This is a genomic window from Aquimarina atlantica, from assembly GCF_000626715.1.
GTDB classification, from domain to species: domain Bacteria; phylum Bacteroidota; class Bacteroidia; order Flavobacteriales; family Flavobacteriaceae; genus Aquimarina; species Aquimarina atlantica.
The window spans coordinates 247,390-262,831 of sequence record NZ_AQRA01000007.1 but is presented as its reverse complement, the minus strand read 5'-3'; the positions used below and the strand labels follow the sequence as shown (position 1 = coordinate 262,831).

The 15,442-nt window shown below is 32.5% G+C and carries 15 protein-coding genes; 11 read left to right on the top strand and 4 right to left on the bottom strand.

Features of this window, described 5'->3' with window-relative positions:
* Positions 1-2 precede the first annotated feature (2 nt).
* From ftsH to ATO12_RS17210, 5 genes are all read left to right on the top strand, one after another.
* Positions 3-1,955, top strand: coding sequence for an ATP-dependent zinc metalloprotease FtsH (gene ftsH, locus ATO12_RS17230; protein ID WP_034244101.1), 1,953 nt, complete (start codon positions 3-5; stop codon positions 1,953-1,955).
* 116 nt (positions 1,956-2,071) lie between these two features.
* Positions 2,072-2,683, top strand: coding sequence for an LUD domain-containing protein (locus ATO12_RS17225; RefSeq protein ID WP_034244099.1), 612 nt, complete (start codon positions 2,072-2,074; stop codon positions 2,681-2,683).
* A 1-nt stretch (position 2,684) separates the two neighbouring features.
* Entirely contained in the window at positions 2,685-3,494 is an 810-nt protein-coding gene (locus ATO12_RS17220; protein ID WP_034244097.1) for a phosphatidate cytidylyltransferase, read from the top strand.
* Positions 3,484-4,131, top strand: coding sequence for a phosphatidylserine decarboxylase family protein (locus ATO12_RS17215; RefSeq protein WP_034244095.1), 648 nt, complete (start codon positions 3,484-3,486; stop codon positions 4,129-4,131). Before ATO12_RS17220 ends, ATO12_RS17215 begins: the two co-directional genes overlap by 11 nt.
* Before the next feature lie 2 nt (positions 4,132-4,133).
* Positions 4,134-4,403, top strand: coding sequence for an acyl-CoA-binding protein (locus ATO12_RS17210; protein ID WP_034244094.1), 270 nt, complete (start codon positions 4,134-4,136; stop codon positions 4,401-4,403).
* A 50-nt stretch (positions 4,404-4,453) separates the two neighbouring features.
* Here the strand turns inward: ATO12_RS17210 and ATO12_RS17205 are convergent, their stop codons facing one another.
* On the bottom strand, positions 4,454-7,087 hold the full coding sequence (locus ATO12_RS17205) for a valine--tRNA ligase (RefSeq protein ID WP_034244092.1): 2,634 nt from the start codon (positions 7,085-7,087) through the stop codon (positions 4,454-4,456).
* Positions 7,088-7,344: 257 nt separating this feature from the next.
* On the opposite strand from ATO12_RS17205, the gene ATO12_RS17200 reads away from it, so the two are divergent.
* Positions 7,345-7,749 carry a DUF1573 domain-containing protein gene (locus ATO12_RS17200; protein WP_034244089.1) on the top strand — a complete coding sequence of 135 codons (405 nt, stop codon included), beginning with the start codon at positions 7,345-7,347 and terminating at the stop codon, positions 7,747-7,749.
* Positions 7,750-7,804: 55 nt separating this feature from the next.
* Here the strand turns inward: ATO12_RS17200 and ATO12_RS17195 are convergent, their stop codons facing one another.
* Together ATO12_RS17195 and ATO12_RS17190 are read right to left on the bottom strand one after the other, a co-directional pair.
* Positions 7,805-9,154 carry an aspartyl protease family protein gene (locus ATO12_RS17195; protein WP_034244087.1) on the bottom strand — a complete coding sequence of 450 codons (1,350 nt, stop codon included), beginning with the start codon at positions 9,152-9,154 and terminating at the stop codon, positions 7,805-7,807.
* A 79-nt stretch (positions 9,155-9,233) separates the two neighbouring features.
* Positions 9,234-10,580 carry a PDZ domain-containing protein gene (locus ATO12_RS17190; RefSeq protein WP_051575912.1) on the bottom strand — a complete coding sequence of 449 codons (1,347 nt, stop codon included), beginning with the start codon at positions 10,578-10,580 and terminating at the stop codon, positions 9,234-9,236.
* 137 nt (positions 10,581-10,717) lie between these two features.
* On the opposite strand from ATO12_RS17190, the gene ATO12_RS17185 reads away from it, so the two are divergent.
* The 4 genes from ATO12_RS17185 (at position 10,718) to ATO12_RS17170 (ending at position 14,026) form a co-directional block, all read left to right on the top strand.
* Positions 10,718-11,911, top strand: coding sequence for a pyridoxal phosphate-dependent aminotransferase (locus tag ATO12_RS17185; RefSeq protein WP_034244084.1), 1,194 nt, complete (start codon positions 10,718-10,720; stop codon positions 11,909-11,911).
* A 134-nt stretch (positions 11,912-12,045) separates the two neighbouring features.
* The gene (murB, locus tag ATO12_RS17180) at positions 12,046-13,059 is read left to right on the top strand and encodes a UDP-N-acetylmuramate dehydrogenase (RefSeq protein ID WP_034244081.1); all 1,014 of its coding nucleotides are present in this window, start codon (positions 12,046-12,048) and stop codon (positions 13,057-13,059) included.
* A 149-nt stretch (positions 13,060-13,208) separates the two neighbouring features.
* Positions 13,209-13,415: a hypothetical protein gene (locus tag ATO12_RS26495; protein WP_034244079.1), complete on the top strand. Its 207-nt coding sequence runs from the start codon at positions 13,209-13,211 to the stop codon at positions 13,413-13,415.
* Between the two features lie 38 nt (positions 13,416-13,453).
* Complete coding sequence (locus ATO12_RS17170) at positions 13,454-14,026, top strand: RNA polymerase sigma factor (protein ID WP_025666705.1); 573 nt, start codon at positions 13,454-13,456, stop codon at positions 14,024-14,026.
* 15 nt (positions 14,027-14,041) lie between these two features.
* On the opposite strand, the gene ATO12_RS17165 is transcribed toward ATO12_RS17170, so the two are convergent.
* Positions 14,042-14,272 carry a hypothetical protein gene (locus ATO12_RS17165; protein WP_025666704.1) on the bottom strand — a complete coding sequence of 77 codons (231 nt, stop codon included), beginning with the start codon at positions 14,270-14,272 and terminating at the stop codon, positions 14,042-14,044.
* Between the two features lie 277 nt (positions 14,273-14,549).
* Here ATO12_RS17165 and lipA point away from each other — a divergent pair, with 277 nt between their 5' ends.
* Positions 14,550-15,422 (top strand): lipoyl synthase, encoded by an 873-nt coding sequence (gene lipA, locus ATO12_RS17160; protein WP_034244076.1) that lies wholly within the window; start codon positions 14,550-14,552, stop codon positions 15,420-15,422.
* The last annotated feature ends 20 nt before the right edge of the window (positions 15,423-15,442 follow it).

Below are 15,442 nucleotides of genomic sequence, written 5' to 3'. Positions count from 1 at the left end.
AAATGGCGAAAGAAAATAAAAAAACAGAACCGAATAAAAAACCAAAGTTTAGTGCATATTGGATTTATGCAATTATTATTGTTGGTTTTTTAATATTGAATTTTATGGGTGGAAGCGGACTAGGATCTGCCCCCACTACTTCTCCTTCAGAATTTCAAGAATTTTTAAGTAACGGAGAAGTAGAAAAAGTGGTGATCATAAATCGCCGAAATGCTAAGGTATTTCTTACCAGCGAAGCTAAAGCATTAGATAAGCATCAAAAAAACAAGAACAAATCTCTATTACCTGCAAGTCCCAATGACCCTGATTACCAATTTGAATTTGGTGACTTACAAAATTTTGAAAACAAAATTGCCACAATCAAAAAGGAAAACGGATTATCAACTCAGGTAAATTACGATACCGAAAGTAATGTGTGGGGAGAAATTTTTATCACCCTCTTACCATTTGCACTTATAATCGGAGTATGGATATTCATCATGCGAAGAATGAGTGGTGGCTCTGGTGGTGGTGCCGGGGGACAAATATTTAATATCGGTAAATCTAAAGCCAAACTTTTTGACCAAAATACAGAAGTAAAGGTTTCTTTTGAAAATGTAGCTGGATTAGAAGGAGCAAAAGAAGAAGTACAAGAAATTGTAGATTTTCTTAAAAACCCAGAAAAATATACCTCTTTAGGTGGTAAAATTCCTAAAGGAGCTTTGTTGGTAGGACCTCCAGGAACTGGTAAAACCTTATTAGCAAAAGCTGTAGCTGGTGAAGCAAAAGTGCCATTCTTTTCTCTGTCAGGATCAGATTTTGTAGAAATGTTTGTTGGTGTTGGAGCCTCTCGTGTTCGAGATCTGTTTAAACAAGCAAAAGAGAAATCTCCTGCTATTATTTTTATCGATGAAATTGATGCTGTGGGTAGAGCTAGAGGTAAAAGTAATTTTTCGGGATCAAATGACGAAAGAGAAAATACGCTAAATCAACTGCTTACAGAAATGGATGGTTTTGGCACTAATACCAATGTAATTGTTATTGCAGCTACCAACCGTGCAGATGTACTTGATAAAGCGTTATTACGTGCCGGTCGTTTTGATCGCCAGATATATGTAGATCTTCCTGATATTCGTGAGCGTAAAGAAATATTTGATGTTCATTTAAAGCCATTAAAGAAAGTTGAAAATGAACTCGACACCGAATTCATGGCAAAACAAACTCCAGGATTCTCTGGTGCTGATATTGCAAACGTATGTAACGAAGCTGCCTTAATTGCCGCACGAAAAGGTAATAAAGCAGTAGGAAAACAAGATTTTCTTGATGCCGTAGATAGAATTGTAGGAGGATTAGAGAAAAAGAATAAAATTATTACTCCAGAAGAAAAACGAGCTATCGCTTTTCATGAAGCAGGTCACGCAACGGTAAGCTGGATGTTAGAACATGCTGCTCCACTGGTAAAAGTTACTATTGTACCCAGAGGACAATCTCTAGGTGCTGCCTGGTATCTACCTGAAGAAAGACTAATTGTTCGGCCAAATCAAATGCTTGATGAAATGTGTGCTGCACTGGGAGGTCGTGCTGCAGAAAAAGTTATATTTAATGAAATCTCTACAGGTGCCCTAAGTGACTTAGAAAAAGTAACTAAGCAGGCAAGAGCTATGGTTACCGTATATGGATTAAATGACAAAGTAGGGAATCTTACTTATTATGATTCTTCGGGACAAAGTGAATATAATTTCACAAAACCATATAGCGAACAAACCAGTGAACTTATTGATAAAGAAATTTCAAATATAATTGAAGAGCAGTATCAACGTGCAATTAAATTATTAGAAAAAAATAAGGATAAGTTAACAGAATTAGCAGAGGTTCTATTAGAAAAAGAAGTGATTTTTAAAGATAACTTAGAAAAGATTTTTGGCGAAAGACCATTCGGCAAAAAAGAAGAAGAAATCATTAAAGAACCCTCTTAAGCATATTATTTTTACTTGTAAAATGAAAAATCTTAACCTAACGGAATATTAGGTTAAGATTTTTTTTATCTTTGGAGGTAATGTAAAACCGTAATTTCCCAATCCCAATCTAAACAATGAGTCTATTTAGAAGAATATTTTCCTCAAAATCTAAATCAGACCAGAAGAGTAAAGAACGTCACTTAGATGATCGCAGTAAATATATGCCGGAAATTGATCTACCGATTGATGAAAGCTTTATGATAAATTTTAAAAGAAACGGTGGTAAGTTTCTTTATTGTGATGATGAAAATGAAGTCTCTGATTCTTTTGATAAGATTCTTTTGGAAAATGATTGGTATGAGAAAGATGTGTGCTGTTTTGATATTGCTTTAGAACATAAATTTTCTGGTTTCAATCTAAACTATGTTAAGAGTATTTCTGCTTCTTTCTTTTTTGCAACTTGCGAATATTTAATTGCAGATAATGGATCTATATTAGTGTCTTCAAACCAGCTTAGAGAGAAAAAACTTACCGAACTCCCTGATAATTTTGTAATCTTAGCATCTACTAGTCAACTAGTTAAAAGTATTGGTGAGGGACTAAAGGGTATAAAAAATAAAAACAAAAATTCTATTCCTTCTAACATTACTACAATCAAAGATTTTGAACCGCAAAAAGAAAAGGATTTCTTAAGCTACGGAAATAGTTCAAAAAATTTATATTTGCTGCTGCTGGAAGATTTATAATATGAAGGAACTGCTTACAAGATCTTTATCGGGGCTTTTATATGTCTCTATTTTACTACTATCTATATGTATCAATAGATATACCTTTATTGGAATCTTTTTGGTTTTTGGAGTAATCGCTATATATGAATTTCAAAAATTAATTCACCTTAGAAATAAAAGATTGTATGTTATATTCATTACCCTTTTAGCAGTATTAAATATATTTCAGGATAAACTTTATGTTTATCTTATTCTCCCTGTTTTAACCCTTACTATTATTACAGAATTGTTTTTGGTAAAAGATTTAGTTACGATTCGTATTATCCCAATGTTCGAGAAACGAAAATATCGTACCAGTATTTTTTACCTAATCACATCTATTGTGTTTTTAACGCTTGTACCTTATTACACAGGAAAGTACCAACCTTTTATTATTGCGGGAGCATTTTTAATAACCTGGGTTAATGACACTTTTGCTTATTTGGTGGGTAAAAATTTTGGAAAACATAAACTATTAGAACGAATATCTCCAAAAAAGACTATAGAAGGATTTATCGGAGGGTTTATTTTCTCATTATTAGCAGGATATCTAATCGCCATATTTACCAATACTTTATCAATAGGCATTTGGTTGATTATAAGCATAATTATGAGTATTTTTGGAACTCTGGGAGACTTAATCCAATCTAAGTTCAAAAGACAGGCTGGAGTTAAAGACAGTGGTACTATAATGCCAGGTCACGGCGGTATATATGACAGATTAGACAGTGTTATATTTGCCAGCCCATTTTTATATGCATTTTTACAAATATTAAAACATGTTTCATAAAGAAGGATATAAGATAATATCGGTAGCGCTTGTATTATTTCTAGGCATTAATTTGGCCTCTTACGTAGCTATTCAGATAGATGAATGGCAAATCGCTATATTTTCGGTTACATTGGTATTTCTGATTTTGATTTTGCAATTTTTCAGAAATCCTAAAAGACATACGACTGTAAGTGATAGCACTGTAGTTGCACCTGTTGACGGAAAAGTAGTAGTCATCGAAGAAGTATTCGAAAAAGAGCATTTTAAAGATAACCGTTTACAGGTTTCAATTTTTATGTCTCCGGTAAATGTTCATGTAACGCGCCACCCCATAAATGGTGACGTTATTTTTAGTAAATATCATCCTGGGAAATACCTAGTAGCCTGGCATCCTAAAGCTTCTGAAGAAAATGAAAGAACTACCGTTGTCGTAAAAAACAATAGCATAGAAGTACTTTATCGACAAATAGCAGGAGCCCTTGCAAAAAGAATCGTAAATTATGCTAAAGAAGGAGAAAAGGTAGTTCAGGGCTCTGATAGCGGCTTTATTAAGTTTGGATCAAGAGTAGATGTATATTTACCTATAGGAACCGATGTAAGTGTTACTTTAAATCAAAAAGTAAAAGGAGGAGAAAGTGTTATTGCTAATCTTTAATCATGACCGAAGAAGAATTAAATATCGCCTTCGATGACGCATATGAGCGCGCCTGCAATACTAAAATACAATTGCCTCCCGATATCATGCTTCATTTCTATGCATATTACAAAAGAGCAACACATACTGAAGGTTTTTTTACCCCATCAGGAAACAGTGAACTTAGAAATGCATTTAAATTAAATGCATTTTTTCAAGCAAAAAACCTTACTCCAAAAGAAGCTAAAGAAAAATACATAGAATTGGTAAATAAATATATTACCGATTCATAAAAAAGGCCTTGATAAATCAAGGCCTTTTTTATGAATTATATTGCATCTGTCTAATTATGTAAACTCTTTAGACTTGATTTTATAGTAGCAATTTTAGCTTCGGCATCGGCTTGCTTCTTTTTTTCATTAGCAATAACCTGCTCTGGTGCATTATTTACAAAACGTTCATTTTGTAATTTTTTCTGCACAGATTTTAAGAAACCTTCTGTATACGATAGCTCATCGGTTAACTTTTTAATTTCTTCTTCTACATTGATTGCTCCAGAAATCGGAATAAAGTATTCATTAGATTTTACCCTAAAAGAAAGTGCTCCTTCAACCTTTTCATCTACATAATTTAATGTCGACAAGTTTCCAAGTTTACTAATCACCGGATCAAAAGTTGAGCTATTGTTTTCACTATTCAATACAGATAATTCTATGGTTTCTTTAAACGCTATATTTTTCTCCTTTCGTATAGTTCTAATTCCAGAAACTACATCTGCTGCAATTTCGAATTCGGTAATTAAATTTTCATTAACAGTTTGTGGTTCTGGCCAACTGGCAATAATTAATGCTTCTTCTGTCGTTCTATCTGTAATTTGTTGCCATATTTCTTCAGAAATAAAAGGTACAAAAGGATGTAAAATCTTTAAATTATCTTCTAAAATTTTGATTATCTCCTGGTAAGTTTTTCCATCAATAGGATTACCATAAGCAGGTTTAACCATCTCTAACAACCAACTACAGAAATCATCCCACACTAACTTATAGGTTGTCATTAAAGCATCACTAATGCGATATTTTGCATAGCTATCTTCTAGTTCTAACAATGCTTTCTGAAATTTTGAAGAATACCATGCTATCGCCATAGCCGAAGCTTCTGGTTGATCTATAGTATTATCAACCTCCCAACCAAGAATAAGTTTAGAGGCATTAAATATTTTATTAACAAAAGCGCTACCTTGTTTACACAAGTCTTCATCAAACATTAAATCATTTCCTGCAGGGGAGCTTAACAACATTCCTACTCTGATACCATCTGCTCCATACTGATCAATTAAATCCAATGGATTTGGAGAGTTACCTAAAGATTTAGACATCTTACGACGTTTTTTATCTCTTACAATACCAGTAAGGTATACATTGGTAAAAGGTTTTTCTCCTCGATATTCGTATCCGGCAATGATCATACGCGCCACCCAGAAGAATAAGATTTCTGGAGCAGTAACCAAATCATTAGTTGGATAATAGTAATTAATCTCTTTATTATCTGGCTCTAAAATACCATTAAAAACACTCATTGGCCACAACCAGGAAGAAAACCAGGTATCCAAAGCATCAGGATCCTGAGTAAGATCTGCATTAGTTAACTTTGTATTTCCTGTCTTTTCTTTAGCTAAAACCAAAGCTTCTTCTCTACTCTCTGCAACTACAAAATCTTCTTTTCCATCTCCATAGAAATATGCCGGAATTTGATGTCCCCACCATAACTGGCGTGAAATGTTCCAATCTCTAACATTTTCCATCCAGTGGCGATAGGTATTTATAAATTTTTCGGGAACCAGATTTACCTCTTTATCAATAACAGCATCTAAAGCTGGCTTAGCCAGATCTTTCATTTTTAAGAACCATTGATCACTTAATTTTGGTTCGATCACAGCCTTGGTACGTTCACTTGTTCCTACTTTATTAAGGTGTGTTTCGGTTTTTGCAAGTGCTCCAATACGCTCAAGTTCCTTTACAATCTCTTTACGAACCACAAAACGGTCTTTTCCTTCGTACTGTAATCCAAAAGAGTTTAAGGTAGCATCGTCGTTAAAGATATCTATAACCTCGAGGTTATGTTTATCTCCCAATATCTTATCGTTAGGATCATGAGCAGGTGTTACTTTAAGACATCCGGTACCAAACTCCATATCCACATATTCATCTTCGATTATTGGTATAACACGATTAGCAATAGGTACAATAGCCTTTTTACCTTTAAGATGTGTAAATCGATCATCATTTGGGTTAATACAGATTGCAGTATCTCCCATAATCGTTTCTGGGCGAGTGGTTGCAATAGTTAGCGTATCTTCTGTACCTTCTATTGCATAATTAAGGTAGTATAAATTTCCTTGTTTTTCTTCATAGATCACTTCTTCATCAGACAAGGTGGTCTTAGCCTGGGGATCCCAATTTACCATTCTGTACCCACGATAAATCAACCCTTTATTATACAGATCTACAAAAACTTTGATTACAGATGCAGACAAATTGTCATCCATAGTAAAAGCAGTACGTTCCCAATCACAAGAAGCTCCTAGTTTTTTTAACTGCTCGAGGATAATTCCTCCATGTTTATGAGTCCATTCCCAGGCATGTTCTAAGAACTCTTCTCTGGTAAGATCGTTTTTATCAACCCCTTCCTCTTTTAGCTTAGCAACAACTTTAGCCTCTGTTGCTATCGAAGCATGATCTGTTCCTGGTACCCAACATGCATTATACCCTTTTAGACGAGCTCTACGAATTAATACATCCTGAATTGTATTGTTAAGCATATGTCCCATATGCAAAACACCAGTGACATTTGGCGGCGGAATAACAATAGTATACGCTTCTCTTTCATCAACCTCTGAGTGAAAATAGTTATTTTCCATCCAGTAGGCATACCACTTTTCTTCTATCGATTTTGCATCGTATTTTCCTGCTAAAGACATACTTTGGTCTGATTTTTGAATTAAGAAGTGCAAAAGTACTTATTAAAGTATGAAGTACGAAGTTAGAAATATGAAAATTTAAAAAAAACCTGAGTAATGAAATTAAATAATGTGGCTATAAAAATATAATAGTATATATCTCCCATTATATCAAAATTTCTAACCTTGCATCTCTAGCTTTTGACTTCTTACTTTTAAGTATCATTTTGCAGTTGAATAAAAAGTAAGTACTTTTACGTTTAACAAAAACCTACATCATGAAAAAAATAATGATAATTTTATTTATTGGTTTTCTTGGCACAACCTTATATGCACAAGATACTAATAAAGCGCAAATAAAATTTAAATCCGAAGTTGTTGACTATGGTGAAATCGCCAAAGGTAGTGACGGTGTTCGCCAATTTGAATTTACAAATACAGGAAATGCTCCTTTAGTTATCTCCAGAGTATATTCAAGCTGCGGATGTACCATTCCTAAAAAACCAGAGCAACCAATTGCTCCAGGAGAATCTGGTGTTATCGAAGTTAAATACGACACCAAAAGAGTGGGACCAATTCGTAAAACTATTACTGTAACATCTAATGCAGGAGATACTCCTACAATGGCTATAAAAATTAAAGGAACTGTCCTTGATAAAAGTGTTTTAGAAAAGAAAAATTAAAACTCTATTATATAATAACAAAAAAGGATACTTTAGAGTATCCTTTTTTTTATTTTCAGATTACTTTTTTAAGTGAAAAATTGTAACTTATTTCTATCCCTAATCGTTCTATTTTCATCCTAATTATCTTTCCTTCTTCAAAATAAAACATATCATTAAGATCCGAAAGTTTATACCTATATGCATTTTTACCATTTACTTGTAAAATAACATCTCCTTTTTTTAAACCTGCAAGATCTGCTGGCGAATTGGGTCTAACATCCAAAATTTCGTACTTAGGCTGAAGAATAAAGTTGTTTGTCAACTCAATCGTTTTTTGGTTTACTAATTTATTTAACCCCAAATACACTCTATCTTCTTCTTTATAATTTCTTACAGCTGTAAATCCTGTATGCTGGATAGTAAGCCCGCTCATATTATAATGAAAAGGTTTATAAAAAAAGCTATTCCTTTTAAACGATATTTTCTGGCGTGTATAATCCAAAATAAGGTTAAACCTCCTTAAGATATTTCCTCCTAATGATCCTTGTCTGTTATTTAAAGATATTCCTTGTATGTAGATAGAATCGGGAAATGAAGCTGTTACCTCCTTCATTTTAAAATCACCAATACGCAATTCTTTAATTTTAGTTTTTTCGCCATAAATATCGCCGCTAAAACCTTTACCCAAAAAATCTCTAAAGGAATTTTTACCTGCGTATATCCCCTTTTCTTTATTCTCAAATAACCATAAAGAAGAACCCGAACCCGAATCTAATAAAAGATTGATATCAATCAACCCATTAGCAGATTCGTATTGAGCCGTAATAAAAGGCCTTTTCTTTTTTTCTCTAAAATCAATTTTGGTCTGATAGCACTTTTTACACTTTTTGTAAGTATACGATCCCGGATTATACATTTTTATGTATTGCTTTGCATAATTAATATCCAAAACAAAGTTTTTAATAAAATCATGACCTATAATCCCATGTACAGGAAATCCCATTCTGGGAGAAAAATTAATTGACTCGTCTAAAACCAGGTAAATCTTATGATTAGTACTAACAGCATCACCTATCCTTACTTCATTATTAATTGATTTTATAGCCTCTACAGGTTCATTATCACCTAACCCTCTAAGGTAAATTTTTGATGCATTCTTAAGTTCTAATGAGCTCTTATTGTCTACACTAAAGATAATTGTTGATCCAACACCAGTATCTAAAATAAAGGAAAGTTCGACACCATTTACAACAACAGGAACAACAATAAGGTTATTTGCTAATTCGAATCTAATCTTATCACTTTTTTTCCCAATAGGCAACTGGAAGTTTTCTTGGGCAAAAAGAGCTGTACTAAAGATTAGAAATAGTACTAAAATCTTACTTTTTAAAAAATTACAAAAATCTAGTGGTAAAATCTTCATTACTCTAAATATAAAAAATATAGTTGAAAAACCTACAAACTAAATAGGGATTTACAAATTCAAACACATTATTCTTTTGTTAGATAACCTTTTTTAGATAGAATTTGTACTTCATTTCTACTCCTAATCGTTTTACTTTTATCTTAATCTTTTTACCTTCTTCAGAAGAAAATAAATTATTAAGATCCGAAAGTTTATATTTATAGGCATTTATCCCATTCACCTGTAAAAGAATATCTCCTTTTTTTAAACCTGCAAGATCTGCCGGCGAACCCTGTCTTATATTTGAAATCTCATATTTGGGCTTAAGTATAAAATTATCTGAAACCACTAATTTTTGTTCACTTACGATATTATCAACTCCCAAATAAGCTTCATTTTTTTCTGTATAAGATTCTTTTTTTATACCATTAATATCATAATCATTTATAGCAGTATAACCTCTATGCTGAACAATGATTCCGCTCATATTGTAATAAAATGGTTTATTATAAAAGCCATTCTTTTTAAATGATATTTTCTGACCAGAATAATCTACAATAAGGTTAAACCTATGTAAAATATCACCCCCCAATGATCCTTCTCTGTCAATAAGAGACATTCTCTGAGTATAAATGGAATCTGGGAAAGAAGCTTTTACTTCTTTCATTTTAAAATTACCAATATGAAATTCTTTGATTTTAGTTTTTTCACCGTATACATTTCCATTAAACCCTTTGCCCAAAAAATCTCTAAACGATTTTCTAGTTATTAGAATACCTTTTTCAACATTTTTAAACAACCATAAAGAAGATCCAGAACCCGAGTCTAACAAAAGATTAACATCAATCAATCGATTTTCTGACATGTATTTTGCAGCTACAAATGGTTTTTTATTCCCATCTCTTAAATAAAGTTTCGTCTGATAGCATTTCCTACATTTCTTATATTTATAAAATTCTGGTTTGTATATTCTTATGTATTCTTTGGCATAATTAACATCAAAAACAAAATCTTTAAAAAAATCATAGCCGATAACCCCATGTATGATAGTTCCCATTCTGGGCGAAAAATTAATTGATGCATCCAAAACTTTATAAATCGTATGACTAATACTTAGCGCATCACCAATCTTGATTACATTATTAACTGTTCGCATAGCTTCTACCGGCTCATCATTACCTAATCCCCTAAGCTGAATCTTTGAAATATTTTTATGCTTAAAAGAAATTGTATCATCAACACTAAAAACAATTGTAGAACCAATACCAGTATCCAAAATAAAAGAAAGCTTGATATCGTTTACAACAACAGGAATAACAATTAGATTATTGATTAATTGAAATTTAATCTTAGTGCTGTTTTGTTTAAATGGTAATCTGAAATCATTTTGGGCGTGAAGAACAAAATTGAAAAGCAAAAATATTATTAAAAGCCTACCTTTCATAAAGCAACAAAATTTAAGTCATAGAAGCTTGATTGCATTAAATATAAAAAAATAGTTAAAAAAACACCCCAACTACACTCCTATTCCTAAAATATTTAGGAAATTTACCGCTATTTTATTTTTTTAAATCAGATCAGATGCCAATAATATCGCATAAAGGGAAAGCTATGCCCGAATCACCAATTCGAAAATTGGTGCCTTTTGCAGAAAAAGCTGCAAAAGAAGGTAAGCATATTTACCACTTAAATATCGGTCAACCAGATATAAAAACACCGATTGAAGCCATGGATGCCGTACGAAACCACAAATTAGATATCTTAGCATATAGCCACTCTGCCGGATTTGAAAGTTTTAGAAATAAGTTAGCCGACTATTATGCAAAACATAATATTACTGTATCTTCTGATGATATTTTGGTCACTACAGGAGGTAGTGAAGCATTAATTTTTACCATGGGTAGTATTACAGATCCTGGTGATGAGATTATAGTTCCCGAACCTTTTTATGCAAATTATTATAGTTTTTCGACACAATCTACTGTTAAGGTAGTTCCTGTTATATCTAAAATAGAAAACGGGTTTGCTTTACCATCGATTGCAGAGTTCGAAAAATTAATTACTAAAAAAACCAAAGCTATATTAATCTGTAACCCTGGTAATCCAACAGGTTATCTTTATAGCAAAGAAGAAATAAAACAATTAGCAGAACTTGCTATCAAGTATGACTTATTTTTGATTTCTGATGAAGTGTATCGAGAATTTGTATATGACGACTCAGAGCATTACTCTATTTTACAAGAAAAGGGCCTTGATGAATATGCCATTATTGTAGATTCTGTCTCTAAACGATACAGCATGTGCGGAGCCCGTATTGGATGCATGATAAGTAAAAACAAGAGTGTAATGGAAACCGCTATGAAATTTGCACAAGCACGACTAAGCCCTCCTACTCTTGCACAAATTGCTAGTGAAGCGGCATTAGAAGCACCAGAATCTTATTATAAAGAAACGGTTGAAAAATACAAATTAAGAAGAGACACCTTGGTTGCTGGACTTAGAGAAATCCCAGGAGTGAAAGTAGGAGTCCCGAAAGGTGCTTTTTATTGTATCGCCGAATTACCAATCGAAGATGCGGATCATTTTGCGCAATGGCTTCTAGATGAATTTGATTTAGATAAACAAACTATTATGGTAGCGCCAGCTTCTGGATTTTACTCGGGACCTAACAAAGGGAAAAATCAAGTAAGAATAGCATATGTTCTAAATCGAAGAGATCTTAAAAAGGCGATTGAAATATTAAAAATAGCTCTTGAAAAATACAAGAATCAATGAAACGAACATTAAAAAACTAAACCTATTTTCCTAAAAGGAAATGTTTAAGATTTTTAATGAGAGAACGTAGTGATTACACATGTTCTCAATTTTATAATTAATTTATCATCAAATAATTACTAAAATTTAAACGTGTGAAAATCGAATATAATAAATCCCTGAAAAAATATAATACTTTCGGGATCGACGTGGTTGCAGCAGAATTTGCAGCTATCACATCAGAATCCGAACTCGATACAGTACTCTTAAAAAACAATAAAAATCCACTTTTTATTTTGAGTGGCGGAAGCAATATGCTATTGACAAAAAATCTCGATATGTTAGTGCTGCATATTGCTATAAAAGGAATTATAGTTATAGAAGAATCAGACAAGTATGTATCTGTATCTGTAAATGCAGGGGAAAACTGGCATGATTTTGTACAATACTGTATCAAAAACAATTATGGAGGTTTAGAAAATCTATCTTTAATTCCCGGATATGTTGGTAGTGCTCCTATTCAAAATATTGGCGCTTATGGCGTAGAGCTTAAGGATACAATGATAAGTTGCGAAGCAATCAATATCAATACCAGAAAGAAGCATACCTTTTCAAATAAAGATTGCAAATTTGGATATCGCAATTCTATTTTTAAAAACGATGTTAAAGGTGAATATATAATCACCAAAGTCACTTTTAAATTAACCAAAAAAGAACACACTCTTAATACAAGTTACGGTGCTATAGAAAATGCTCTGGCAGATAAAGGAATTACACACCCAACAATTAAAGACATTTCTGAAGCAGTGATTGCTATACGAAAAAGCAAACTTCCCGATCCCTCACAAATAGGAAACAGCGGTAGTTTTTTTAAGAACCCCGTTGTTGATGGCAAACATTTTGCCAGTCTTCAAAAGACATATCCAGACATTCCTTTCTATAAAATAGATGAAGAACATATTAAAATTCCGGCAGGATGGCTGATTGAGCAATCTGGTTTTAAGGGAAAACGTTGGGGTGATGCAGGAGTACATGAAAAACAAGCTCTGGTTTTAGTAAACTACAATAATGCCTCTGGAAATGAAATTTTGGATGTATCCAAAAGAATTTTGACCGAGATAAAAGAAAAATTTGATATTCTTCTGGAGACCGAAGTTAATATTATATAATACAATATTGAGATATTAATAAGGATATCTAATCAAAAAAGGTTAATATTCATCAAGAATTGACACATTATTCTTAATTTTTTGTTTAATAGCTTCTTAGCCATACATTCTTTGTATCTTTGTAATCAATTTTGATTTTTTATATTATTATGAAGCTTTTATTACTTACAATTGTTTTATTACTATTAGCATTTGGTGGTATCGCAATTAAACTATGGGCGAAAAAAGATGGTAAATTTGCCGGGACATGTGCAAGTCAAAGTCCGTTTTTAAATAAAGAAGGTGAATCATGTTCTCTTTGTGGTAAGACACCGGATCAGTACTCAAGCTGTAACGAGGAAAAGCACGCTAAATAGTTTCTTATCGACTATCTATTTCACTCAAAAACAATGTATTGAAAAAAGAAGACTCTATCCTCTTAGAAGATCATATCAAAAAAGCTAAAGAAGGGAAACAAATATCTTTTAATTATCTTCTTGATACTTTTTGGAATGATGTTTACAATTTTCAGTTGAAAAAAACTCAGGATGAGTACGAAGCTGAGGACATTACTATACAAAGTTTTTCTCGAGCATTTGATAAAATTAACACGTTTAAAGAAGAATATAACTTTAAAACATGGTTGATTCAGATCTCAAAAAACATACATATAGACCTATTGCGAAAAAAAAATGCATCGATACAATCCAAAACTACAACACAAGTAGATGATGCTGTATATAAGATCATCGATCACAATCCAACACCAGAAGACAAGCTAATTACTGAGCAAAATTTAGCTCAATTACTCCTTTACATTAAACAACTAAAACCTAATTACCAAAAAGTAATTAACTTAAGATATTTTCAGGAATTAAGTTATAAAGAAATTGCTGATCACCTCAATGAACCTATAAATAATGTTAAAGTAAAGCTATTGAGGGCCAGAAAACTACTTTCTGAAATAATTACCAATGCAAAGCACTAATTTATAAACGAAAAACTATCGCAAGGTAAAAGAAGTAAACCTTTTGATAACACTATACAAAGGATCAATCCATTTATCATTGATCTTTTTATCGTATTTCACAAACTTTTGTATCAATCCTTTTGGCGCAGAAATCTCTTTTTCTATAGCAGTGATATTAATATACTTCTGGTTATTAAGCAACCATTTCTCTACACGCTTTCGATTGTTTTTTGTTTTTTTAAGACTTATCAATTCTTCGGGCATGATTTTTTCTCTTTATCACATGTGATAACTGTCAAATTCAAAAAAAATTTTATGTTAACTTAATTTTAACCTGATGTTAAGACTTTGTATAGATATGGTTTTACTGTAAGGAGAAATATATAGAAATTATAGCCCTCGTTTCTCTTTAAAATCACATAGTTTAACAACATACTTCTTTTTCAAAATTAAGATACCACCTACAATGATGTATTAACTTTATTCAAAACTTCATTTTAATCTAAGCTTTCTTTGTATTTTTGCTAAAAATATTGCTTGTATGAATAACAATGTTGCTAGCGTAGCACCTCCTAAAGGAAAACCAAAATGGTTACGTGTTAAACTTCCTACGGGAAAGAAATACACTGAGCTTCGGGGATTAGTAGACAAATATAGCCTACACACCATTTGCACCTCGGGAAGTTGCCCTAATATGGGAGAATGCTGGAGTGAAGGAACCGCTACTTTTATGATATTAGGTAATATATGTACCCGTTCCTGTGGTTTTTGTGGTGTTAAAACCGGAAGACCAGAAACTGTAGAGTGGGAAGAACCCGAAAAAGTAGCTCGATCTATAAAATTGATGAAGATAAAACATGCTGTTATTACATCTGTAGATAGGGATGATTTATTAGATGGCGGGTCAATTATCTGGGCAGAAACTATTCAAGCTATTCGCAGAATGAATCCAGAAACTACGTTAGAAACATTAATTCCGGATTTTCAAGGAAAAACAAAAAATATCGATAGAATTATTGCAGTAAAACCAGAGGTGGTTTCTCATAATATGGAAACTGTAAAAAGATTAACTCGAGAAGTTCGCATCCAGGCCAAATACGAACAAAGCTTACAAGTATTAAAATACCTTAAAGAAAATGGTATTAATCGTACCAAAAGTGGAATTATGTTAGGGCTTGGTGAAAAAGAAGAAGAAGTTATACAAACACTAAGTGATCTTAAGGCAGTAGGCCTGGATATTGTTACTATAGGGCAATATCTGCAACCAAGTAAAAAACATCTTCCTGTAAAACAATTTATAACTCCGGATCAGTTTAAAAAATATGAAGAAATAGGTTTAGAAATGGGATTTAGGCATGTAGAAAGTAGTGCCCTGGTAAGATCTTCATATAAAGCTCAAAAGCATTTAACTTAATCCAAAAACAGTAGTAAGGA